Annotated in this window: 21 protein-coding genes; 6 read left to right on the plus strand and 15 right to left on the minus strand. The window is 43.2% G+C overall.

The annotated features are described in order from the left end of the window. Positions 1–5: 5 nt before the first annotated feature. The gene (locus HMPREF9965_RS07910) at positions 6–1391 is read right to left on the minus strand and encodes a Cof-type HAD-IIB family hydrolase (protein ID WP_000453129.1); all 1386 of its coding nucleotides are present in this window, start codon (positions 1389–1391) and stop codon (positions 6–8) included. Between the two features lie 65 nt (positions 1392–1456). Here HMPREF9965_RS07910 and HMPREF9965_RS07915 point away from each other — a divergent pair, with 65 nt between their 5' ends. Further along, positions 1457–2419: an asparaginase gene (locus HMPREF9965_RS07915; protein WP_001124795.1), complete on the plus strand. Its 963-nt coding sequence runs from the start codon at positions 1457–1459 to the stop codon at positions 2417–2419. 40 nt (positions 2420–2459) lie between these two features. Here HMPREF9965_RS07915 and ccpA read toward each other — a convergent pair whose 3' ends face one another. Next, positions 2460–3470, minus strand: a complete 1011-nt coding sequence (ccpA, locus tag HMPREF9965_RS07920; protein WP_001090631.1) for a catabolite control protein A — start codon at positions 3468–3470, stop codon at positions 2460–2462. Positions 3471–3679: 209 nt separating this feature from the next. Here ccpA and HMPREF9965_RS07925 point away from each other — a divergent pair, with 209 nt between their 5' ends. Next, positions 3680–3997, plus strand: a complete 318-nt coding sequence (locus HMPREF9965_RS07925) for a DUF960 domain-containing protein (protein ID WP_025170845.1) — start codon at positions 3680–3682, stop codon at positions 3995–3997. 46 nt (positions 3998–4043) lie between these two features. Here the strand turns inward: HMPREF9965_RS07925 and folK are convergent, their stop codons facing one another. From folK to HMPREF9965_RS07955, 6 genes are all read right to left on the minus strand, one after another. Continuing rightward, a complete protein-coding gene (folK, locus tag HMPREF9965_RS07930) occupies positions 4044–4856 on the minus strand; it encodes a 2-amino-4-hydroxy-6-hydroxymethyldihydropteridine diphosphokinase (RefSeq protein ID WP_000372550.1) in 813 nt (270 codons plus the stop codon). A 42-nt stretch (positions 4857–4898) separates the two neighbouring features. Then, on the minus strand, positions 4899–5453 hold the full coding sequence (gene folE / locus HMPREF9965_RS07935; protein WP_000380916.1) for a GTP cyclohydrolase I FolE: 555 nt from the start codon (positions 5451–5453) through the stop codon (positions 4899–4901). A 3-nt stretch (positions 5454–5456) separates the two neighbouring features. Next, a complete protein-coding gene (locus HMPREF9965_RS07940) occupies positions 5457–6758 on the minus strand; it encodes a bifunctional folylpolyglutamate synthase/dihydrofolate synthase (RefSeq protein ID WP_004243648.1) in 1302 nt (433 codons plus the stop codon). 1 nt (position 6759) lies between these two features. Next, positions 6760–7704: a dihydropteroate synthase gene (gene folP, locus HMPREF9965_RS07945; RefSeq protein WP_000066041.1), complete on the minus strand. Its 945-nt coding sequence runs from the start codon at positions 7702–7704 to the stop codon at positions 6760–6762. Positions 7705–7807: 103 nt separating this feature from the next. After that, the gene (locus HMPREF9965_RS07950) at positions 7808–8515 is read right to left on the minus strand and encodes a CPBP family intramembrane glutamic endopeptidase (RefSeq protein ID WP_000730339.1); all 708 of its coding nucleotides are present in this window, start codon (positions 8513–8515) and stop codon (positions 7808–7810) included. A gap of 54 nt (positions 8516–8569) precedes the next feature. Further along, positions 8570–9988 carry an NCS2 family permease gene (locus tag HMPREF9965_RS07955; protein ID WP_000359246.1) on the minus strand — a complete coding sequence of 473 codons (1419 nt, stop codon included), beginning with the start codon at positions 9986–9988 and terminating at the stop codon, positions 8570–8572. Between the two features lie 193 nt (positions 9989–10181). Between HMPREF9965_RS07955 and HMPREF9965_RS07960 the strand changes: the two genes are divergently transcribed. The 4 genes from HMPREF9965_RS07960 to HMPREF9965_RS07975 all read left to right on the plus strand — a co-directional run bounded on the left by HMPREF9965_RS07960 (position 10182) and on the right by HMPREF9965_RS07975 (position 14074). After that, complete coding sequence (locus HMPREF9965_RS07960; RefSeq protein WP_000162367.1) at positions 10182–10994, plus strand: Cof-type HAD-IIB family hydrolase; 813 nt, start codon at positions 10182–10184, stop codon at positions 10992–10994. 276 nt (positions 10995–11270) lie between these two features. After that, the gene (locus HMPREF9965_RS07965; RefSeq protein WP_000021991.1) at positions 11271–12260 is read left to right on the plus strand and encodes a PTS sugar transporter subunit IIB; all 990 of its coding nucleotides are present in this window, start codon (positions 11271–11273) and stop codon (positions 12258–12260) included. Between the two features lie 75 nt (positions 12261–12335). Further along, positions 12336–13148 (plus strand): PTS mannose/fructose/sorbose transporter subunit IIC, encoded by an 813-nt coding sequence (locus tag HMPREF9965_RS07970; protein ID WP_001280320.1) that lies wholly within the window; start codon positions 12336–12338, stop codon positions 13146–13148. Positions 13149–13162: 14 nt separating this feature from the next. After that, a complete protein-coding gene (locus HMPREF9965_RS07975; RefSeq protein WP_000818317.1) occupies positions 13163–14074 on the plus strand; it encodes a PTS system mannose/fructose/sorbose family transporter subunit IID in 912 nt (303 codons plus the stop codon). Positions 14075–14135: 61 nt separating this feature from the next. Here the strand turns inward: HMPREF9965_RS07975 and HMPREF9965_RS07980 are convergent, their stop codons facing one another. The 7 genes from HMPREF9965_RS07980 to HMPREF9965_RS08015 all read right to left on the minus strand — a co-directional run bounded on the left by HMPREF9965_RS07980 (position 14136) and on the right by HMPREF9965_RS08015 (position 24837). Beyond that, positions 14136–16364 carry an HAD-IC family P-type ATPase gene (locus HMPREF9965_RS07980; RefSeq protein WP_000876395.1) on the minus strand — a complete coding sequence of 743 codons (2229 nt, stop codon included), beginning with the start codon at positions 16362–16364 and terminating at the stop codon, positions 14136–14138. 165 nt (positions 16365–16529) lie between these two features. Then, entirely contained in the window at positions 16530–17864 is a 1335-nt protein-coding gene (gene pepC, locus HMPREF9965_RS07985; RefSeq protein ID WP_000991658.1) for an aminopeptidase C, read from the minus strand. 111 nt (positions 17865–17975) lie between these two features. Then, complete coding sequence (locus HMPREF9965_RS07995) at positions 17976–18698, minus strand: pseudouridine synthase (RefSeq protein WP_001234883.1); 723 nt, start codon at positions 18696–18698, stop codon at positions 17976–17978. Positions 18699–18770: 72 nt separating this feature from the next. Then, positions 18771–19001, minus strand: coding sequence for a GlsB/YeaQ/YmgE family stress response membrane protein (locus HMPREF9965_RS08000; RefSeq protein ID WP_000901577.1), 231 nt, complete (start codon positions 18999–19001; stop codon positions 18771–18773). 9 nt (positions 19002–19010) lie between these two features. After that, positions 19011–20252 (minus strand): aminopeptidase, encoded by a 1242-nt coding sequence (locus HMPREF9965_RS08005; RefSeq protein ID WP_000243938.1) that lies wholly within the window; start codon positions 20250–20252, stop codon positions 19011–19013. Between the two features lie 21 nt (positions 20253–20273). Continuing rightward, entirely contained in the window at positions 20274–20426 is a 153-nt protein-coding gene (locus HMPREF9965_RS13190) for a hypothetical protein (RefSeq protein WP_000778898.1), read from the minus strand. A gap of 19 nt (positions 20427–20445) precedes the next feature. Beyond that, positions 20446–24837 (minus strand): PolC-type DNA polymerase III, encoded by a 4392-nt coding sequence (locus HMPREF9965_RS08015; protein ID WP_000095432.1) that lies wholly within the window; start codon positions 24835–24837, stop codon positions 20446–20448. Positions 24838–25102: the final 265 nt, after the last annotated feature.

A 25102-nucleotide genomic window follows, 5' to 3' on the forward strand; every position in this document is an offset into this window, starting at 1 on the left:
TTTTCTTACTTATTTCTCTCTTTATGTCGCTCATAAGCCTTGAGCTGACGCTGCAGTTCCTTTCTGATAGCAGGTTCTGGAGCATATTTTTCGTCCCAGTCATCCGGTTTTAAGATTTTATGTGTAACTGGATCAAAATGAGCTTTTCCATCAGGAAAAACCTTCCCCATGTTTGCCTCATGCACAATATCAAATATGCGTTCTGGATCCACTCCCATCAAGGCAAAACTGCCGTAAGTAAAATACAGTGTATCGATTAAGGCATCAACCTGCCCGATTAGATCTTTTTGGGCAGGCGTTTTTTGCCTCACCTTTTCGGCCGCCTTATCAAGTGCCGCATGCATGCTTGCAAGTGACTGCTGGAATTCTTCCTCCGAAGAACTTGCCGCGCGAACAAACTCTACTAATTCTTCAATTTTAAAATCTGCGCGGTGGGTTGCACCTTCAGCATCCCATGCCTGTGGCTCTTCTTGAGTTCGTTCATCCATCATGTGGTGGAAGGTCTTGACCTTATTAAAGTGGTAGTCTCGACTGACAAACACTTTTTCTGAAGCCAAAACACCAAAGTGCTCGAGCGCCTTGTGGATACCATCTTGCTGGTTACTTGCTGTAATGTGCTTGGCAACTTCTTTGACGCTGCTACTGCCATTTCCCATAGCTACAGACATACCAACACCTGCCAACATTTCCAGGTCATTGTCTGAATCACCGAAAGCCATGACTTGGTTGAGATCAAAACCATATTCTTTCCCGACTCGGCGAATGCCTTCTAGTTTGGAATTTCCTTGGTTGATGATATCTGCTGCAAAAGGATTGCTTCGAGTCAATTTCAAATCTTCAAAATCACTTGCAGCTTTCTCAGATTCTTCAGGAGTCATCAGCATTAACACTTGATAGATTGGCTCATTGATCAAACGAAGTAGGTCATCTTCCTTTTGAGGAACTGCCTTACTAACCATTCGATTAAAGGAACGGCTAACGGTTCTTGTTAAGCCAGTTGGAATGAAACGGCTAACCAGCTGTGAAAAGGACCCAAGACCAAATGACATAATTTTCGAACCAACAACAGCATGCTCGGTTCCAAGAGCGATTTCTTTTCGCTCTTTTTTAGCATAGGCAATCAATTGACGCAGGCTTGACTTAGCAATCGGGCTAGCAAATAAGACTTTTTCTTTATTAAAGATATATTGTCCGTTATAAGTTATTGCAAAATCCAGATCTAAATCTTCCATCAATTCCTTGACAAAAAACGGTCCTCGTCCTGTCGCCACTCCGACAAGCACCCCTTGCTCTTTCACAATCCTAATCGCGTCCTTAGTGGATTTCAAAACACTCTTACGATCGTTGACTAGCGTTCCATCGATATCAAAAAAAACAGCCTTGACTTCCATCCTATCCCATTCTCCCCTTTTGTGTTACAATGATTATACCACATTTCAGAAAGAGTGAGTAATTCATGCCTAAGAAAATCCTTGTTTTACATACAGGTGGGACTATTTCCATGCAAGCAGACGCCACTGGTGCCGTTGTAACTAGTCAGGACAATCCCATGAACCATGTATCCAATCCACTTGAAGGGATTGAGGTTCATGCCCTAGACTTTTTTAACCTGCCAAGTCCCCATATCAAACCCAAGCATATGCTTGCGCTCTATCATAAAATCAAAGAGGAAGCAGACCACTACGATGGAGTTGTCATCACACATGGAACAGATACGCTAGAGGAAACTGCCTACTTCCTTGATACCATGGAAATCCCACACATGCCCATCGTTCTAACTGGAGCTATGCGTAGTTCCAACGAACTCGGTAGCGACGGTGTATACAACTATCTGAGTGCTTTACGAGTTGCCAGCGATGACAAAGCAGCCGAAAAGGGTGTGCTGGTCGTCATGAATGATGAAATCCACGCGGCCAAGTATGTTACCAAAACCCATACCACCAACGTCGGTACCTTTCAAACTCCTACTCACGGGCCTCTCGGTCTTATCATGAAGCAAGAAATCCTCTACTTCAAAACAGCTGAGCCTCGTGTCCGTTTTGATCTCGAACATATTCAAGGTCTGGTTCCCATCATCTCTGCCTATGCCGGTATGACAGACGAGCTGATTGATATGCTTGACCTAGATCACCTAGATGGATTAGTCATTCAAGCTTTTGGAGCAGGTAATGTACCCAAAGAAACAGCTCAAAAATTAGAAAGTCTCCTCCAAAAAGGAATCCCAGTCGCCTTGGTCTCACGTTGTTTTAACGGAATTGCTGAACCTGTTTATGCCTACCAAGGGGGAGGAGTTCAATTACAAAATTCTGGTGTTCTCTTTGTCAAAGAACTCAATGCTCAAAAAGCTCGCCTCAAATTATTAATTGCCCTTAATGCTGGACTAAAAGGACAAGAACTTCGCAATTACATGGAAGGTTAAAATTGAAAATCAGGAAATCTTCTTGATTCCCTGATTTTTTCTATTTACGTTTTCGTGTCGAACGACGTTCTGTCAAGCCGTGAGGTAGAAGAACTTCACGTTCTTCTAACTCTTCCTTATGCATAATCTTGGTCAACATACGCATACTGATAGCACCAAGGTCGTATAGAGGTTGAGCAATTGTCGTTAAGTTTGGACGAGTGAATCGTGCAATTTGAGAATCATCTGTCGTAATGATTTCAAACTCTTCCGGTACAGAAATACCGTGATCTGCCAAGCCATTTAACACACCCGCAGCCAATTCATCACCTGTCACAACTGCAGCTGTAGCCTGTGAAGAAACCAAGCGCTCCGCCAGGGCATAGCCATCATTATAGCTGTATTTAGATTCAAATACCAAGCCCTCGCTATAAGGGATTCCTGCCTTTTTCAATGCTTCCTTGTAACCAATCAATCGAATTTTGCCGTTGATATCATCAACAAGTGGTCCACTGATAAAGGCAATCTTTTCATTTTCCTGAAGCAAATGAGTTACTGCATCAATCGTTGCTTGTTTGTAGTCAATATTAACACTTGGCAACTGGTGTTCTATATCCACCGTTCCTGCAAGGACAACTGGTGTCCGAGAACGAGAAAATTCTGAACGAATCTTTTCAGTCAAGTGATAGCCCATAAAAATGATCCCGTCAACCTGTTTTGAAAAGAGAGTATTAACTACTGAAACTTCTTTTTCATCGTCTTCATCACTGTTGGCTAGGACGATATTGTACTTATACATCTCTGCAATATCATCAATCCCCTTGGCTAGGGTTGAAAAATAGCCATTGGTGATATTTGGAATCACAACACCAACTGTCGTGGTTTTCTTGCTGGCCAAGCCACGCGCTACCGCATTTGGACGGTAGTCAAGACGATCAATCACCTCTAGAACTTTTTTACGAGTATTCTCTTTGACGTTCTTATTGCCATTCACTACACGGCTAACAGTTGCCATTGAAACCCCAGCTTCACGGGCAACATCATAAATCGTTACTGTATCATCTGTGTTCATTCTGTTTCCTTTCTATATTGAAAATTTCGCTTTCATACATCTGCTTACTCCATTTTATCACTTATTGTAAACACTTTCAAGTATTTTTTAGAGAAACTTTGAAAAAATTTCACAACCTATTCCCATTTTGAAAAAGCGAGTACGATTTCTTGATTTTTGGGATGTTTTGCTGTATGATAAGGAAAAATAAAAGGAGGGAGGGAATGTTTATGGCTTTTACAAATACTCAGAGACGTTCGGCCAGTTTTGGTGTTGTGACCAGCTTGCCTGATGATGTTATCGATTCTTTATGGTTTATTATCGATCATTTTTTGAAAAACGTATTTGAATTAGAAGAGGAACTAGAATTTCAACTACTAAACAACGAGGGGACCATCACCTTCCATTTTTCTAGCCAGCACCTGCCGACTAGTATCGACTTTGATTTTAATCATCCTTTTGATCCTCTTTACCCTCCTAAAGTCCTTGTTTTAGACATGGACGGGAAAGAAACCATTCTCCTTCCTGAAGAAAATGACCTATTTTAAAAACTCTAGCTTCTCGGCGCAAACTGCTGAGGAACTAGAGTTTTTTCTATTTGTTCAATTCTTGATACAAGTAGCGTATCGGTTGTTTTAAGATTGGATGAATAAAATGGGGAGCTATTTCCACTAACGGCTCAAGGACAAAGAGGCGTTCTGCTATATAAGGATGAGGCAAGATGAGGTCGTCTGTATAAATGACTTGGTCTTCTACAAAGAGTAGGTCCAAATCAATCAAACGAGGCCCCCAATGCACCTCTCGAACCCGTCCCATCTCGGACTCAATGGCTAACAAGGTTTTTAACAAGACTGGAGCGGGTAGCCAGGTTTCTACTTCAACCACCTGATTGGCAAAGCTATCCTGTTCCACACCACCCCAAGGCTCCGTCGTTAAGACACTGGACTCTTTGAGAATACGGATACCTCGAGTTCGCATTTTCTCAATGGCATGCTCCAAGTTCGCTTTCTTGTCTCCCATATTACTTCCTAGAGCGATAAAGGCCCGCTGCTTACGACGGTGAATGGTCACCGAGCAGGTATCTAGTGGCAAATGCACTGGAGCCCAAGGTTTTTTGAGTTCCAACTCAATTTCTTGGACAAGAGGATAGGTCTCAAAGGTATGTTCTACCAGTTTATAGGCTACCGTTTCAATCAGGTCCTCAGTTGTTTCCTGAAACCAAGTCGTCCACTGCTGACAAAGTTCGCCGTAATGGATAGAAGCCGCCAAATCCAAGTCTGTCGCTGCCTTGGTCATATCATAGGATAGGGTCGCCGAAATGACAAACTTTTGCCCTAGCTCTTTTTCACTTGGAAAGAGTCCGTGATAAGCAAATATTTCCAAATCTTTAATCCGCAGTTGATCCATAACTTCTCCTTTCTAGAAAAATCCGCTTATAGCGGATTCTTTTTATAGTCCCATTAAACGATAAGCCTGATCTCGGAGATCCTTATCTGTTTCAAATAGACCACGAGCTACTGTCGTCAAGGTTGCCGTGCCTGGTTTTCGAACACCACGCATGCTCATACACATATGCTCTGCCTCAATGACAACAAAGGCTCCCTTAGCCCCCAGATAGTCCATCAAGGCATCGGCCACTTCGATATTCAACCGTTCTTGAATCTGTGGTTTTTTAGAATAAACTTCAACCGTACGGGCTAGCTTAGACAAGCCTGCCACACGACCATCTGGAATATAGGCAATATGCGCTCTCCCATAAAATGGTAGAAAGTGGTGTTCACACATGGTGTGGAAAAAGATATCCTTTTCCACTACCATATTATCATCAATAATCTCAAAGGATTTTGATAAATGTTCCTCAGCAGTTTGGCCAAGACCTGAAAAAATCTCTTGATACATACGGGCTACACGAGCAGGTGTTTCCTGTAAGCCCTCGCGGTTAGCGTCCTCACCAACGGCCTCGATAATCATTTTTACAGCCGCTTCAATCTTTTGTGTATCCATTCTCTAGTTATTCCTCTCCATCAGGTAGGCTCTCACTTGGTTCAAGAAATACAAGGAACCCGTGACAATCCTAACTGTTTGTTTCTCTTCATTTTTATCTGTCAATTTCTGCTCTAGAAAATCCGGCCAACTTTGGTAATTGAGATTTCTAGACTTGGCTGTCTCTTTCAGCACGTTTTCATCAGTCGCCCGACTATCGTCAAAATGTGTCAGGGTAAGCTCGGTATCTGGCATTTCCCCTAGCAAGTCCAGCATATCATCCAAGGCCTTGGTTTTGATGCAGGTAAAGAGGATTTCCTTATGATAATCCGCAAAGCGTTCTTGCAAGGTTGCTAATAAAGCCTTGATAGCATGGGGATTATGGGCCCCATCCAAAAGCAGCAAGGGGTCACTAGACACGACCTCCAAACGCCCTGGCCAACTGGTTTCTTTCAAAGCTTGAGCAACCAAGTCATTACTTGCTAACTCTCGTCCAGTCTCCTGGCAATAAGTGTCTAGGAGGGCAAGCGCCATCCCCGCATTCTCTATCTGATGTAAACCAATCAGACCAGTCTGGAAACGACCTTGTCTGACAGCACTTGTATAGTCAAAGACCTCTCCTGTCACCACACTTTCTTGATGACTGACTTGATAATCACTCCCATAGGCAAGTCTCGGCGCATTTTTCCCTTCCGCAATGCGGTCGATAACAGTCAAGGCTGCTGGAGTAATGCGACCTGTCACCAAGGGAATGCCTTGCTTGATAATACCAGCCTTCTGCTCTGCTATGGCTTCCAAGGTGTCACCAAGTAGGGCTACATGATCCAGTCCAATAGTCGTAATTCCTGTTAAAATTGGCTGGCAAACATTGGTACTATCCAGAAGGCCACCCATACCGACTTCCATGATGGCCACATCAACTTTTTCAGTGGCAAAGTAATCATAGGCAAGAGCTGTGACAATCTCAAATTCAGTCGTTCCTTGTAATGCAACGCTCCTCTCCCCCTCAAGCAAAGAGCGATAAACTGCCATCATGGCTTCTAGTCTCACTTCGGGAATGGATTCACCATTGATGCTAATCTGGTCTGTATAATGAATGAGATAGGGCGAGCTGAAAACACCAACTCTCAGACCTAGCTTTTCCAGCATATTTTTCAAAAAAGCAATGGTCGAACCCTTGCCATTGGTCCCTCCGATATGGATAACCTTGAGTTTGAGATGGGGATTACCTCGCAGGGCTAGGAGTTCTACCATTCGCTCCAAGCCAAAATGCGGTTGATCCGTCCGATAGTGGGCAATCCACTGATTGTTTTCAATTTCTTTCATCTTATTTATATTGTTTTAAATCTAGATTTTCCGCATCATCTGCCAAACGAATGGCTGACGCAATTTCAACTGCCATCTTATGACTGGCTACATCGTGCACGCGCACCACTTCCACACCCTGTCTCGCAGCGATACTGGTTACATGAGCAGAGGCCGTGTCCCGATTGCGGAAACCAAGTTCTGTCTCAGGATTGACTTCAAAACCATTTTCTTCTAGGATATTGATGACAAATCGCTTACGCGAAACCCCAAGAAAGATTGGATAGCCTTTCTGATGCAGTTTATCCAAATCCCGTAGAAGGAGTAGATTTTCTTTCTTAGTCAGACCAAAGCCGATTCCTGGATCCAGCATGATCTTGCCTTTCGAAATCCCTGCTTTCTCCGCTCTTGCTAGAACGCGGTCAAAGAACGCGGTCATCAAATCTTCTACTGGTAGTTGTTCAAAGTACGCCAAGTCTTCATTTGTAAAAGGATCCCCAAATCCAAAATGCGGGAATATGAGCGAACTAGGGTGTTGAGGTCGAGCCATGACTGGATTAAACATGATGACTACTTGCGCACCAGCCTTAGCAACCACATCCGCCATTTTCTCATCTCCCATGAGACCAGTGATATCGTTGACCAGATTGGCGCCAGCAGCCAAAGCAGTCTCTGCCACCTGACTTTTCCAAGTATCGATAGAAATGAGGACATCACTTTCCTCACGGATAGCTTTGATGACTGGAACAACACGCTGGATTTCCTCTTCTATCTCAACATAGCTACTTCCAGGACGAGTCGATTCTCCACCGATATCTAGCATACTTGCTCCTTCAGCTATCAATTTACGAGCTTGCTGAAGAGCCTGGTCAACAGCAAAAAACTGCCCACCATCCGAAAAGGAATCTGGGGTTACATTGATAATTCCGCAAATGGCTGTTTTTGCCTGACTAGCTTTATTGGACATACGGTCACTCCTCAAGATTTTTCACCACATTATTTCTCTATTTTACCATAAAAAGAAAAAGATGGATACGCCCGCATTCATCTTTTCCAAGTAAGGAAATGGTCTAGAAAGGCAAGCCTACATTTCGACTAATCAAAACCAGTAAAGCCAGCAAACAAAAGGCAATACCATTGACAATCATATGAAGCAAGATCGACATCTCTAAACGTTCTGTTCTGTAGGCTGTCCAAGTTAAAACTGTCGACATTCCTCCATAGATAAGGAGAGAAGGCAGATTGGTCGGTGTGTGGAGCAAGGCAAAGACGACTGCACCTACAAGATAACCCAACTTCTCCTTCCCACGGAAGATCTTTTTAGGGATAATTCCACGACACAATATTTCCTCACAAATAGGAGCAATCAGAACCAGTAAGAAAAAACTGGAAATCAGCGAGCTATTCTGAACCAGATTATTAATAGTTGATTGATTGCTGGTCGTAGATTCATTCATCAGACGGAGCAAGGCAGATCCGAATAAGTTACTTGTGAAAATAACCAAATAACTCAAAACCAAGCGGGCCAGATCTTTTGCCTTGAAAAAAGAAAGATTGAAGGTCGCAATCTCTGTTTTTCGCGCACTAAAGATAAAAACAGTTAGAATAGCGACCGACAGCAAAGCCACCAAGAGTCCTGACTGTAGGAGTGGGAATTGTCTAGCGGATAAAAGGGCAGATAAAATTAAGGGAAGTTGAGATAACACCAGTCCTATTAAAAAAATCAACACCCATATTCCTCTATCCAGAATTTCTTGCCAGATACTTTTTTTCTTCATGATATACCTCCTTATAATAAAAAGGGGAAGACCCCCCTTTTTATATTATACCATTTATAGCGCCATGCTGATATAGTTCAGGATAAACAAGGCATCCAAAATCCAAATCATCACGTGCACATCCTTGGCTTGACCTTTGACAAGTTTTGTCAAGGTGTATGTCAAGAAACCAACAGCAATCCCTTGTGTGATAGAGTAGCTGAATCCCATAAAGATAGAGGTGAAGAAGGCGGGAACTGCTTCGGCCATATCATCCCAAGGAATATTTTTCAAGTTAGAAAGCATCATGATTCCGACGATGATCAAAATTGGTGCTGTTGCAGCTGTAGGAACAATCGCTAGAAGCGGGCTAAAGAAGCTAGATAGAGCAAAACAGATTGCAACAACTAGGGCTGTCAAACCAGTACGTCCACCAGCACCGATACCCGCCGCAGACTCAACATAGGTCGTAACGTTTGAAGTACCTGCAATGGCACCTACCGAAGTTGCTACCAAATCAGAATATAGAGCCTTGTCCAATTTAGCGGACTCGTGGTTTTCTCCACTTGTCGCAACGATACCAACTTTTTCACCAGTACCGATAAGAGTACCAATTGTATCAAAAATATCTGTCAATGAGAAGGCAAGAATAGCCATCAAGGTTTCTGGTAAACGTGAAGTGTTTGAAATCAAAGATCCTAAACCTTCTGAACCCAGAGCAGCACCAAACAAAGTTCCTAAATCATTAACCGCTGATGAAAGATTGTTGCTAGCAAAGTCAATCCCTGACAAATTCACAACACCAACAGCAATGGCAAGCACAGTCGTTGTTAAAATAGAAAGAATAATTCCACCTTTGATGCCTTTAACAACAAAGAAGATGGTAATAGCCAGACCTGCAAGAGCCACTAATACTGCTGGAGTATTGAAATCTACCAAACCTGGAACGGCTGCTGAGTTTGCAGTAAGTGCAGCTTGAGCCTTATCTGCTCCTTCACCTGCTACAGTATAAGTACCTGGATCAATCGAGAATTTCAAGAGACCAGCATTCTTAATCCCTACATAGGCAAGGAAAACACCAATACCAGCTGAAATGGCAGAACGAAGTGTTGTAGGAATGGATTCGATGATCATTTTACGAACATTTGTCAAGGTAATAATCAGTGAAATAATTCCACAAATGAAGACCATACCAAGCGCTTCTTTCCAAGTATAGCCCATCCCAAATACAACTGTAAATGTAAAGAAGGCATTCAATCCCATACCTGGTGCTTGTGCATACGGCAAATTAGCATAGAAAGCCATCATCAAGGTACCGACTACAGAACCGATAATCGTTGCCAAGAACACACCTTGAACAGGCATGCCAGTCTGTGAAAGCATTTGCGGGTTTACAAAGAGAATATAACTCATTGCAAAGAATGTTGTTAAACCAGCAAGCACCTCTGTACGGACATCTGTCCCGTGCTCTTTTAGTTTAAATAGTTTGTCCATTATGAATCTCCTTTTGTTTTTTACGAACAATATGAGTATTATAACATTTATTATTCACCTTTTCAATATGTTTGTTTGATTTATTTAACAAAATGAAATTTCTATTTTTTGTTTTGAGTCTGTTTTTCTTCTTTCTTTTTGATATATGATATAATAGTAGACATCTTATCTGGAATGTACTAGGAAGGTTTATATGACTAAAAAAATTATCGCAGTCGATTTGGACGGAACCCTGCTCAACTCAGAGAGTAAGATTTCAGATTTTACTCGAAACACAATTAAACGAATTGCTGAAAAAGGCCACCATGTCATCATCACTACTGGGCGCCCTTACCGTATGGCAAAAGAATTTTATCAGGAACTAGAGTTGCACACACCTATGATCAACTTCAACGGTTCCCTTACCCATCTACCAGGGCAGACTTGGGAACACGAAAAGTGCTTGACCTTGGACAAAAAATACCTCTTAGACATGGTCAAACGCAAAGAGGATATCCAAGCCGACTTTATTGCAGGAGAATACCGCAAGAAATTTTATATCACGGCTCCTAATGAAGAAATTGCCAATCCCAAACTATTTGGTGTAGAAAATTTCCAACCAGAAAATCAATTCAAATCTGAATTGGTGACCAAGGACCCTAACTGTATCCTCTTGCAAACAAGAGTCGATGATAAATACGCGCTAGCAGATGAGATGAATCGTTTTTACCAACACCAACTAGCAATCAATACCTGGGGAGGGCCCCTCAACATTCTCGAATGTACACCAAAAGGAGTCAACAAAGCCTTTGCTTTAGAATACTTGCTCAATGTTATGAACCGTGACAAAAAAGACCTGATTGCCTTTGGGGATGAACACAATGACACCGAAATGCTGGCTTTTGCAGGCAAGGGATATGCCATGAAAAATGCCAATCCCGATTTGCTACCATATGCTGATGAGCAACTCTCTCTGACAAATGATGAAGATGGTGTTGCCCATACCCTACAAGATTTATTCCTATAACGCTCAAAAAGTTAGCTTGTGCTAGCTTTTTTGATTTTCACAATTTTTCAATTAATCGGCCTGTTTTCATTTTTTTATATTAAATTACTCTCTTATTTTTTCATACATTTCCACAAAATGTTTATATATTAACATTTTGTAAACGAGTTTTCATTGAAAATTAACACATATTTATAAGAAATGGTTGCTTTTTGTTTGAAAACGGTTTATACTTAAAGTTAGGCTTAAAGTTTTCTTAAACACACAGTCAAACATTTTAAAGGAGGAATGACAATAATGAGTATCGGAATCATTATTGCGAGCCACGGCGAATTTGCTGCGGGTATTCATCAGTCCGGATCTATGATCTTTGGTGAACAAGAAAAGGTTCAAGTTGTAACCTTTATGCCAAACGAAGGTCCAGATGATCTTTACGCTAAATTCAACAACGCTGTGGCTGCATTTGACGCAGAAGATGAGGTTCTAGTATTGGCTGACCTTTGGAGTGGATCTCCATTCAACCAAGCTAGCCGCGTGATGGGAGAAAATCCTGAGCGTAAGTTTGCCATCATCACAGGGCTTAACTTGCCGATGTTGATCCAAGCCTACACTGAGCGCCTTATGGACGCTACTGCAGGTGTGGATAAAGTCGCTGCGAATATCATTAAAGAAGCCAAAGATGGCATCAAAGCTCTTCCAGAAGAGCTTAACCCAGTTGAGGAAGTTGCCACCGCTGCAGCTGCTCCAGTTGCCCAAGCTGCTATTCCAGAAGGAACTGTTATCGGAGACGGTAAACTGAAAATCAATCTTGCCCGTCTTGACACACGTCTTCTTCACGGACAAGTCGCAACTGCTTGGACACCAGATTCAAAAGCAGACCGTATCATCGTTGCTTCAGATAACGTTGCAAACGACGAGTTGCGTAAAGAATTGATCAAGCAAGCTGCTCCTAACGGAGTAAAAGCCAACGTTGTACCAATCAAAAAATTGATTGAGGTTGCAAAAGATCCTCGTTTTGGTGACACTCATGCCCTTATCTTGTTTGAAACTCCGCAAGATGCACTTCGTGCAATCGAAGGTGGCGTGCCAATCAAGACTCTTAACGTTGGTTCTATGGCTCACTCAACAGGTAAAACAATGATCAATAACGTCTTGTCTATGGACAAAGACGATGTTGCAACATTTGAAAAAATGCGTGACCTCGGTGTTGAATTTGATGTACGTAAAGTACCAAACGACACGAAAAAAGATTTGTTTGACTTGATTAAAAAAGCAAACGTTCAATAATTTTAATCTGTTTCTATCATTTTTGAAAACAGGATTAAGTACTTTATTAAAACTAAATAGAAAAGGAATAAAACCATGTCAGATATTTCAATCATTTCTGCTATCTTGGTTGTAGTTGTTGCCTTCCTTGCAGGTCTTGAAGGTATCCTCGACCAATTCCAATTCCATCAACCAATCGTCGCATGTACCCTTATCGGACTTGCAACTGGTAACCTCGAAGCAGGTGTTATGCTTGGTGGATCTCTTCAAATGATTGCCCTTGGTTGGGCAAACATCGGAGCTGCCGTAGCTCCTGACGCTGCTCTTGCATCTGTTGCCGCAGCGATCATCTTGATCAAAGGTGGCAACTTTACTACTGAAGGTATCGCCGTTGCAACTGCAACAGCTATCCCTCTTGCCGTAGCTGGACTATTCTTGACAATGATTGTTCGTACAATCTCAGTTGCCTTGGTTCACTCTGCTGACGCTGCTGCGAAAGATGGAAACATTGCGGCTGTTGAACGCGCTCACTACTTTGCCCTTGTTCTTCAAGGTCTTCGTATCGCTATCCCTGCATCCTTCCTTATCGCTATCCCAGCTTCTGCTGTTAAAGACGCTCTTGGCCTAATGCCAGAATGGTTGAATGGTGGTATGGCTGTCGGTGGTGCTATGGTCGTTGCCGTTGGTTACGCTATGGTTATCAACATGATGGCAACTCGTGAAGTATGGCCATTCTTCGCAATCGGTTTTGCACTTGCTGCGATTTCTCAATTGACTTTGATTGCCCTTGGTGTCATCGGTGTTGCCCTTGCCTTTATCTACCTTAACCTTACAAAACAAGGTGGAAACGGTGGCGGAGGAGCTGCGACTTCTAACGACCCAATCGGTGATATCCTAGAAGACTACTAGAAAGGGGAACAATCATGGCTGAAAAAATTCAATTATCAAAATCAGATCGTCAAAAAGTTTGGTGGCGTTCACAATTCCTTCAAGGTTCTTGGAACTACGAGCGTATGCAAAACTTGGGTTGGGCTTACTCTTTGATCCCAGCTATCAAAAAATTGTACACTAAAAAAGAAGACCAAGCGGCTGCTCTTGAGCGTCACCTTGAGTTCTTCAACACTCACCCATACGTAGCTGCTCCAATCATGGGGGTTACTCTTGCACTTGAAGAAGAACGCGCTAACGGTGTTGAAATCGACGACGCGGCTATCCAAGGGGTTAAAATCGGTATGATGGGACCTCTTGCTGGTATCGGTGACCCAGTATTTTGGTTTACAGTTCGTCCTATCCTTGGAGCCCTTGGTGCATCACTTGCTGCATCTGGTAACATTGTTGGTCCCCTTCTCTTCTTCTTCGGATGGAATGCTATCCGTATGGCCTTCCTATGGTATACACAAGAGTTCGGTTACAAAGCTGGATCTGAAATCACTAAAGACATGTCTGGTGGTATCTTGAAAGACATCACTAAAGGAGCTTCTATCCTTGGTATGTTCATCCTTGCCGTTCTTGTACAACGTTGGGTATCTATCAACTTTACTGTGAACCTTCCAGGTAAACAATTGGCAGAAGGTGCTTACATCAACTTCCCAGAAGGACCTGTATCAGGTGCTGAGTTGAAAGGTATCCTTGGTCAAGCACTTGGTGGATTGAGCCTAGATAAGATTCAACCACAAACCCTTCAAGGTCAGTTGAACTCATTGATCCCAGGATTGATGGGACTTCTCCTTACTTTCCTTTGCATGTGGTTGCTTAAGAAAAAAGTATCACCAATCACAATCATCCTTGCTCTCTTTGCAGTAGGTATCGCAGCTCGTTTCTTCGGTATCATGTAATCCAAGCCATCGAGAATATAGATAAAAAGAATCAGGATTAAATCCTGATTCTTTTTGTGTATCAACTTTTTCTCCTAGTAAGATAATGAAAGCTTCCAATTACAACTGCTAGAATGGCAACATAGAGCATCTGTTTGGCTTCTAAAGGCACAAAAGCTCCTTGCAGGATAAAAGTATTAACAAGTACGCCAACAAGGGCTGCAAGGCTCAAAAATGTGAGCAAGACTAGTTTGTATCGATTAAATGGCAGACTGACCTTAGCAACCAGGAACAGACCATTGATCAAAGCAAGGAGGAAGCAAATAAATTTGACCTGACCTGAGACAGTGATAAAGAAGTTCGTCAGGAGAACACTAGCAACCAGAATGCCACCGCCAATCGCAGCATTGGTCAAAATATCTCGCATAAAATGTGTGCTGACCTTTTCTTTATTGGACTCAAAAGTTAGAAAGAAGGATGGAATCCCAATCGTAATAGCTGAAATGATTGTAAACTGAATGGGGATAAAGGCAAATTCCAAACCAAAAATCACACTCAAAATCGCAAACACGATGGAGAAGAAAGTCTTTGTTAGAAAGAGAGAGGCTACCTTTTGGATGTTATTGATGACACGGCGTCCTTCCATCAAGATATCATAAAATACTGCAAAGTCATCTGTCAGGAAAACAATATTGGATACACTTTTAGCTGCGCTGGTAGCACCATTCATAGCAAAACTAATATCTGCTTTCTTGAGAGCTAGAACATCATTAACTCCGTCACCACTCATTGCAACTGTTTTACCAGCATTTTGCAAAACAGCCACCATCTTTTCTTTCTGTTCAGGTGTCACGCGACCAAAGATCTCGTGTTCCAAGACCACTCTTTCAAAGTCATCATCACTCACCTTGGTCATGTCAATCGCACGGGCTTCTTCCTTAAAGCCTGCCTTACGAGCCACCCCATATACAGCCACATGATTATCACCACTGATAATCTTCACTTCAACACCTTGAGATTCGAAATAGTCAAAGGTTTCCTTGGTATTGTCCTTAATCTCATCTGACAGAACCACATGACCCAGTAGTTCCATACTCACTGGACTCGTGATGTGGTCCTTGCTATGAGCAAGTGTCAAGATTCGAAAACCTTGCTGTTTTAGATCTTCATAGTAGGCATCCATCGGCTGGGTAAAGCCTAGAAATTCATAAGCACCGAAGAAATAGGTCCCGCCCTCTTTTACTTGGACAAAGGAATACTTGTTTTTGCTTGAAAAGGCACCAACTTCTTGAACTTCCCATTTTTTCTCACGGGTTAAGTAAGTCTTCAGAGCTCGCGACGTCGCATTTTCATCCTCGAAATAAGCCAGATAAGAAGATAGTTTCTCTGCTACATTAGCATCCATTTCTTGGACCTTCATATTACCAGTCGTGATGGTTCCAGTCTTATCAAAACAAAGAACATCTACACGCGCCAAGGTTTCCACACAGTATAGCTCCTGCACCAGAACCTTCTTTTTAGCCAACTTCATGGCCGCTACCGCTAGGGACACACTGACCAGGAGAATCAAACCCTCTGGAATCATACCGACCAGAGCACCAGAACTTCCCAAGACAATCTCAACATAAGACCGCCCTAGACTAAAACCTCTGACATAGAGCAGAATGGCAACTGGCAACAGCAAGATAGAGACGATTTTTAAAATCTTATCCATGTAGTCGCGCAGTTGAGAAGGGTATTTTTTGAATTTCTTGCTGGATTTTGCGAGTTTGTTGATATAACTATCGGGACCGACCGCCGTCGCCGTAACCAGACAAGTACCGCTGACGACATTGCTTCCGCTCATCAGCTTGTCACCAACTGTTTTAAAGACTGAATCACTCTCACCCGTCAGCAAGGACTCATCTACTTCAATATTCCCTTCAAGTACCTCTGCATCTACAGGCACCTGATCTCCCAGATTGAGATGCAGATACTCCCCTAAAACGATGTCCTCTGGATCAATCTCGATCGTTTGACCATCTCGGTTGACCCTGTACTTACTTTTACCAAGCAAACTCAGCTTTTCTAAGGCATTTTTTGAACGCACTTCTTGGAAAATCCCAATGGCTGTATTGATAGCAATCACACCTAAAAAGAGCATATTTTCAAATCGCAAGGTTGTGGCTACCAGAACTGCCAGAGCCAAGTTCATGGCATTAAAGAAGGTAAAGATATTTGAAACGACAATCTCCTTGCTTGTTTTATAAGGTTTAATGTCGCTGATGTTTCGTTGACGATTCTTGATGTCTTGGCTACTTAAATACTTCATTTCTACTCCGATACCCTTTTGTACTACTATAGTAACACATATCTTTTTCTCTGTCACTTAAAGACTTAAAATAAGAAGAACTCACTTGACAAGCATCATCTATCGCCACTTCAAGAAAAACTTAAAAAAGAAGCTAGGATTCCCCTAACCTCTTTTCTCTACGCTTTATTCTGCCAAGGCACCCATTGGATCCCAAGGTGCGAGCACGGTTGGCTCTGCTTCATAGGCAGCTCTTTCTTCTGCTGTCAGCAATTCCTTGCGGACAACGATTTGGTAGGTGTATTCGTCCATCCAAGCATCTGAGGCAACAAAGTAACCATCTGTACCGACCTTGTCTCCCCATGAGTTTTCAACCTTCCACTTGGTTGACTTGCCATTTTCATCCAAATCAACACCTGTCAAGACCATGGCGTGGGTCATCAAGCTTTCGCTATAGTCCAAGCGTCCAGCCTTGTCTTGAGTGAGTTGAATATCCATGCTTGATTCAAAATCATAAACATCTGTCGCAAGGATTCCTGCTTTGCGGTTGCTGAGCTGGCCGACATCTGAACCAAACCAAACAGTCTCTCCTGTCTGCATTTGTGCAATCGCCAATTCTTTCAAGCGCTCCATTGGAACGTTGATATAGCGAACTGCACGGCTACCAACGACATTCCCCAACATCTCAACTGTATAAGATTTGCCGTAAGGCTTGTCAGCAGTTGGAGCATTGATAACAGAAACGTAGTCTTCTAGAGGAAGATTGACATATTTCTTGTAAAACTCTTGTGGTGTGATACCTTTTTCGCTTTGGTAGTTATCATCCTTATCGCGATAAGCAAAGTCAAACTGACGTGGTGGAAGACCTAGTGACATAGCAAGGAAGTTAAAGATTTCTTGCAAGAGGTCTTCTTTCTTAGCTTGAACAGTCGCTTGGTCTGCACCAGAAGCGAGCAAGTCACGCAAGATTTGAGCATCTTGGCGAAGCAATTTGTTAAGGATGGCATTGAGCTCACGGCTGCTGCTAGATGAGATAGACTCGGGGTAAACAGACTTAGGAACGACACCATATTTCTCAAAGAGGGCAACGACCATATCCCACTGTCCACCGTCTTGTTGAGGTGTTTGGAGTAGGAAGCTAACCTTGCGGCTCGTCAATTCTTGGTCTGCAGTCGCAATGACTTGCTCCAAGAACCAGTTAGATTTTTCATACTTGTCCCAGAAGAAAGTGTGGGCCTGTGACAATTCAAAGTTTTCCAGTTTGTATTGAGAAATGAGTTTGTGACGGAAGGTGTTGAGAGCTGCAAACATCCAGCAACGACCAGACGCTTTCTGGTTAGTAACCTTGTCCTTGGTCAAATCCAATGAGAAAACAGGTGTATTGTCTACATGGCTCTGGCGACGCTCTAGGGCTGCAAAAATTCCATTGTGGCTGGCAGCATTTTCGATCGCTTGGTATTTGACATTTGCTTCATAGTTGGCAAATAGTTTATCTGTAAATGATTCTTGAATCGCGTTCATAGATTCCTCCTTTTATTCTACTGTCTATTATAACTCTTTTCACAAAGGAAGCAACTGAAAAACGAAAAAGGCAGGGACATTCTCCTCACCTTTTTACTAAAATACATTGACTTAATCAATACTAGCAAGGAGCTCCTCTAACTCCTCCTTGGTCAGGCGACGCCACTCACCACGTTTCAGGTTCTCGTCTAAAATCAAAGTTCCCATAGTCAAACGTTGTAGATCCACCACTTCCTTGCCACAGTAGGCCACCATTCGTTTGACTTGATGAAACTTCCCTTCAGCAATGGTCACACGGATTTGGCTTTGATTCTTTTCTGCATCTGTGGAAACAATCTCCAGTCTAGCGGGCTGACAGGTAAAATCTTTGAGCGGAATACCCTTAGCAAATGTCTCCACATCTTCTTGGATCATGATGCCCTCGACTTGCGCCAGATAGGTCTTATCCACATGACGTTTAGGCGAAAGCAGCGCATGGGCCAGCTGGCCATTATTAGTCAAAAGTAGGAGACCATGCGTATCGATATCCAAGCGACCCACTGGAAAAACTTCCTTGGCGCGAGCATAGTCATCTAACCAGTCTAAAACTGTTCTATGCTTGGGATCTTCAGTCGCCGAAATGACTCCTTGGGGCTTGTTCATCATGTAGTAGACAAACTCTTCATACTCCAGCACTTGGCCATCAAAGCGAATCTCATCTCTTTCCTCATTGATCTGCAGTTTTGCTAACTTTTCTTTTTTACCATTTACCGTCACGCGCCCAGCCTTGAGCAAGTTTTTGACCTCTGTTCGACTCCCTACAGCGCAGGCAACTAAAAATTTATCTAATCTCATAGAACTATTATATCATACTCAAAAGGAGGCTGGCTCAATGACCAACCTCCTTTTCTTTTCAAATTTAGGAACCTAACTTCCTCGTCTCCAGAAAATAGCTAAGACAAGCATAGCACCCAAAACAGCTGGAATAATGGCTGTACCGTTTAAGCTTGGCCCCCAAGAACCAAAGAGTAATTGTCCTAAAAAAGCACCAATCCAACCGAGGAACATCTTCCCAAAGCATCCCATGCTTTCTCCGCGATTGGTCAAAGCACCTGCCAAGAGTCCCACTAGGAGACCAACAAACATACTTCCTAGCATTGTAACTCCTTAAATAGCCCAGTCTCCATTACGGAAAAGGGGTACGCGTGTTCCATCCTCACGGATACCATCGATATCCATTTGATTCGAACCAATCATAAAGTCCACGTGAACATCTGAACGATTCAGTCCCGCAGCTTCAAGCTCTTCTTCCCTCATCTCCGCTCCACCAACAACGCTGGTCGCATAGGCTGCACCGATAGCCAAGTGGTTTGAAGCATTTTCATCGAAAAGAGTGTTGAAGAAGGTAATGCCTGACTGAGAAATTGGACTCGGATCTGGTACCAAGGCACATTCACCCAAGGCACGCGCGCCAGCATTTTCAAAGACAAGATCCTTCATAACCTGATCTCCCTTTTCAGCAGTGATGTCTACGATTTGTCCGTCTTTAAAGGTCACCTTAATACCTTCAATGATATTGCCATTATAGCTAAGTGGTTTTGTAGAAGTGACATAGCCATCTGCACGACGGAAGTCAGGAGCCGTAAAGACTTCTTCTGTTGGCATATTTGGCAAGAATCCTTCGCCCTGTGCATTGATAGCACCAGCTGATTCCCAAACGTGGTTCTTTGGCAAACCAAGTGTCAAATCAGTTCCTGGCGCTGTGTAATGAAGGGCTGAAAATTGCTCTTTATTAAGCATTTCCGCCTTGCTCTTGAGGATAGCTGCATGTTCTTCCCAGGCCTTAACGGGATCTTCTTCGTAGACACGGCAAGTTTTGAAGATTTGATCCCAAAGAAGATCAACTGCTTCTTCGTCGCTCGCAGCATTTGGAAAGACTTTCTTAGCCCACTCAAGTCCAGCAGCGGCTGCCACAGTCCAGCTAACCTTGTTGGATTGCGTTGCGATACGCATTGGCTTCATCGCAAGTCCCATAGCTTTGGCAGAAGCTGAAAGCTTATCAGCATCCACTCCGTTCAAGGCACCTGGGTCAGAAGAACGGACACCGAGACGGCTAGCCTTGTTCTCCAAGAGATAGTTCATCTCAGCAATCTTGTATTCTGGCACATTGTCCAAACGCTCCATCGGAGCATGGAGGAATTTCTCACGGTTGATCACATCATCTGTCCACTGAACAATAACCTCATGCGCACCCAAGGCATAGGCTTCTTTCACGATCAAATGCGCCAACTCACGTTGCTCCACATCAATAGAAAGGGCCAAAGTGTGACCAGGTTGCACGTTAATTCCATTCGCAACCAACAATTTCGCATATTTTTCTAGATTTTCTTTAAAATTTGGTAAAACCATTCTATTCTTCCTTTTCTATTGTTATTTCTCTTTAAACAAGGACAGCAGGCTAACTGCTGCTACCGTACCGCAAATCAAAGCGGTCATTTTCAAAATCGTATCAGGGTCAAGATCCAGCTGGTAATCAAATACCTTTTGCGCTGGCTTATCCTGAGCGGAAATGGTCAATTTCATAAAAACCTCTTTCTATATTTTAGAAAAACTCATCAAACAAACTCAACTGGTTATCCTCTGGCATATTGCCTAGAATTCCCATTTCATCCATCTTTTCAACCAAGGTTGATGAGAGTCCACCACGTTTGCGCAGTTCGGTTTTGGAGAGGAATTCTCCCTCTTCACGCGCACGCACCAACTGCTTAGCAACGTTCTCTCCCAGACCATCCATTGCTACAAATGGTGGGATGAGGGTATCTCCATCAATGATGAATTCAGTCGCATCACTACGATAGAGGTCCAGTTTCCCAAATTTGAAACCACGTTCCCACATCTCATTGACGATTTCAAGTGTGGTGTAAAGGTCAATTTCTACGTTGGAAGCTTCATTGTTCTTCCGCTTTTCAGCGATTTCTTCCATTCTACGCTTGATGACATCCAAGCCCGCTCCCATGGTCTTGATATCAAAAGCCTTGGCGCGGATAGAGAAGTAGGCACAGTAGTAATAAATGGGATGGTGAACCTTGAAGTAGGCTACACGCAAGGCCATCATAACGTAGGCTGCCGCATGGGCTTTGGGGAACATATACTTGATTTTCCCACAGGATTCAATATACCACTCTGGCACTTTATTTGCCTTCATAGCCTCAATGTAGCCATTTCGCTCCTCTTCGGAAATCTTCAGCCACAAGCCCTTACGTACTCGTTCCATAATGGTAAAGGCCATCTTAGGTTCAAGACCCGCATGCATGAGGTAAACCATGATGTCGTCCCGACAACCGATAACGGTTGATAGGTCTGCAATCCCTTGCTTGATCAAATCCTGGGCATTTCCCAACCACACATCAGTACCGTGGGACAATCCAGACAACTGAAGTAACTCCGCAAAAGTCGTCGGATGCGTCTCATCTACCATCCCACGTACAAAGTTAGTTCCAAATTCTGGAATCCCCAGCATGCCCGTCGGCGTACCGATTTGTTCAGGAGTCACCCCTAGCACATCCGTCCCAGAAAAGAGGGCCATAACGCCTTCATCATCCATAGGAATTTCATTAGGGTCAATCCCAGACAAGTCCTGCAGTTTCCGAATCATGGTCGGATCATCATGCCCCAGCACATCGAGTTTGAGGACGTTCTCATCGATATCGTGGAAGTTGAAGTGGGTGGTCTGCCATTCAGCCGTCACGTCATCTGCTGGATACTGGACAGGCGTAAAGTCGTAGACATCCATGTAGTTAGGAATAACAACAATTCCTCCCGGGTGTTGTCCTGTAGTTCGCTTGACACCAGCAGCACCTTGAGCAAGGCGTTCCACCTCTGCATCGCGATAAAACTTCCCATAGTCTCTCTCGTAGCCCTTTACAAATCCATAGGCAGTCTTGGCAGCAACTGTACCAACCGTTCCTGCACGGAAGGCATATTCCTCACCAAAGATATCACGTACATCCAAGTGGGCGCTAGGCTGGTCCTCTCCCGAGAAGTTCAAGTCAATATCGGGAACCTTGTCCCCATCAAAACCAAGGAAGGTCTCGAACGGAATATCCTGCCCGTTTTTGCTGAGTTTGTGACCACACTTTGGACAATCCTTATTGGGCATATCAAAACCTGAACCGTAAGAGCCATCGGTGATAAACTCACTGTACTGACACTGACCACAGACATAATGAGGAGAGAGAGGATTAACCTCCGTAATCCCAATCATGGTCGCAACAAAACTGGAGCCAACAGATCCACGAGAACCAACCAAGTAACCCCGTTCATTGGAACGTTGCACCAGCATCTGCGATGCCAGATAAATCACGGCAAATCCATTCCCCAGAATAGAAGTCAATTCTTTTTCAATTCGCAAATCAACGATATCTGGCAGCGGATTTCCATAAATCTCAAAAGCTTTCTTATAGGTCAGCTCAGCGACCGTTTCTTCAGCCTTATCGATGAAAGGAGTGTACAAGTCACCCTTAACAACCTCAACAGGTTCAAAGATTTCTGCCAAGGCATTGGTGTTTTCAATAACCAGTTTACGGGCCAATTCTTCTCCCAAGAAAGCAAATTCATCCAACATCTCATTAGTTGTTCGAAAATGAGCTTTGGGAAGTGGAGCTGGTTGGGCATGTTCGCCGTGACCGATGGTTCGGTTAATCATAGCCCCCTGTCCCAAACTACGGACGATGATTTCACGGTAAATCTCTTCTTCCGGTTCGATATAGTGAACATTTCCCGTAGCCAGTACAGGCTTACCAAGACGGTCCCCGACATCTATCAAACTCTTGATAATGGTCTGGAGTTCCTCCATATCCTTGACCTGCTCCTTGGCAATCAAGGGAGCATAGATAGCTGGTGGCATGACCTCGATAAAGTCATAATACTTAGCCACCTCAACCGCCGCATCCACACCTTGGGAAACAACTGCATCAAAAACTTCACCTTCTGAACAGGCTGATCCTAAAATCAAGCCCTCCCGATGGGCATCTAGAACCGTTCTCGGAATCCGTGGCACTCCTTCAAAATACTTAGTATTGGACAAAGAAACCAGCTTAAAGATGTTTTTTAGACCTACTTGATTCTTGACATAGATGGTCGCATGCTTAATCCGAGCTTTTTTATAAGAATCTGGACTAATCAGATCAATATTTAGTCTAGCTAAATCAGTCACACCATGTTTCTCTGCTACCTCTTTGATAAAGATGAAAAGCAAACGACCAGTAGCTTCCGCATCGTAGTTGGCCATGTGATGGTGTTCCAGTGCTACACCAAAACGCTTAGTCAAAGGACCCAAACCATGACGTTTATACTCAGGATAGAGATTTCTAGCAAACTCCAGCGTATCGATGACTGGCTGGCTAATCTTAGGCAGGCCATGACGCTCATAGTTGGCATTCATGAAGCCAACGTCAAAGGTCGCATTGTGGGCGACTAAGACTGTATCCTTGCAAAATTCTTGGAATTCTTGTAAAACTTGTTCCAGTGGTTTGGCATTTTTGACATGATCATCTGTAATACCAGTCAGCTCGGTAGTAAAGGCTGACAAAGGATGTCCTGGATTGATAAATTCATCAAATTCAGCAATAACATTCCCCTTGTACATCTTAGAGGCCGCAACCTGAATCAAGTCATTATAGATGGCTGAAAGACCTGTCGTTTCCACGTCAAAGACCACATAGGTCGCTTCTGACAAGTCCATCTCCACTTCGTTATAAACGATAGGAACGCGATCTTCAACGATATTGGCTTCCATTCCATAGATTAGCTGGATTCCAGCTTTCTTAGCCGCCTTATAGCCGTGTGGGAAGGACTGAACATTCCCATGGTCCGTGATGGCAACCGCCTTGTGTCCCCACTTAGCAGCTGTCGCAACGATCTCCTCTACCTCTGGCAGAGCATCCATGGTCGACATATTAGTATGAGCATGAAACTCAACCCGACGCTCCCCTTCTGGCATCAAATCCTTCCGCTCATAGTGAACAACTTCCTGCACATCCTGCACGTTCATTGTCAAATCGCGTGTGAAGTTATTCATCTCTACATTTCCACGAACACGGAGCCAAGAATTTTTCTTGATGAGGTCAAATTTCTGAGCCTCTTCTTCATTCTTAACCCACTTTTGCATAGAGAAACTTGAACTATAGTCCGTCATTTTAAAGTTGATCAAGACACGACCTGTTCTGGTCACTTTATGCTCGACGTCAAAGACTACCCCTTCAAAGACCAAACGATTTTCCTCAGTCGTCACATCAATCATCTGGGTAACTTCTGCCTTATCTAGTTTTGGCTTAGCCGCAGCCTTTTTAGACTGAAAATCAAAGGCTGGTTTCTCTTCTACTGGAGGAGGAGCCATTTGTTCCAGTTGTTCCATAGCACGTAAAGCCTCTTCATTGGCAGCCTGGACGATTTGTTCATTCTCCGTATGGAAGGCTTCCTCCTGCTCTTGTGTAAGGGCATCATTCTTCTCGATTTGGCAGACAAAAACAGGAAAACCAAATTTTTCAAGTTGCTTTGCTAAATTAGGAAGATGATTCTTCTTAAAGTGCTCCTTATCAATCGCCTCTGAACCTTCAATAATGAGTTGATTTCCCTCCGCTCGAACTTGCAAATTCTGATAAAGAGATTTAAACCCTTGACTAGCACACGGACCTTCAGAAAAAGCCTCCTTATAGTAGGACTGCAAAAGTTCATTTGAAAATTCCTGAGAGAGCGCCTTGATTTCGAAAACAGCTTTATTCCCTGTCTTAGAGAATTCCTCACTAAGCCCTTTCTTTAACTCTAAAAAGATTTCAATCGGTAAAATATTAGAAAATACAAAATGAAATTCCCAGACCTTACTGATTTTATGAACCACGACACGCTCAATGCTTGCATCAATAAGAGCAGGATCCTGTTTCAGTTGGTCAGAGATTCCTAGTTGATTCATTAAGATTTCAAACTTACTTGACATTCATTTTCCTCACATTATTCTCTTACTATTTTACCATAATTAAAGAAAATATATAGCCAGTACCATCTCCCTTGCGACTTAGATGGAAAGATTTTATCATACTTGTAATAGATAAAACTATACTGACTCGTAGTCACATATTAAAAAGTGAGATGAACTTCATCTCACTTTTTAATATGTGACTTTCAGTCCGTCTCGCTCCGTCAGGTGCGAGACAAATAAACCACCCGCTATGCGGGTGCACGTCGAAGGTTATACCAAAAAA

Origin of the sequence: Streptococcus mitis bv. 2 str. SK95 (genome assembly GCF_000222705.1) — a bacterium.
In the GTDB taxonomy this organism is placed as follows: Bacteria; Bacillota; Bacilli; order Lactobacillales; family Streptococcaceae; genus Streptococcus; species Streptococcus mitis_AY.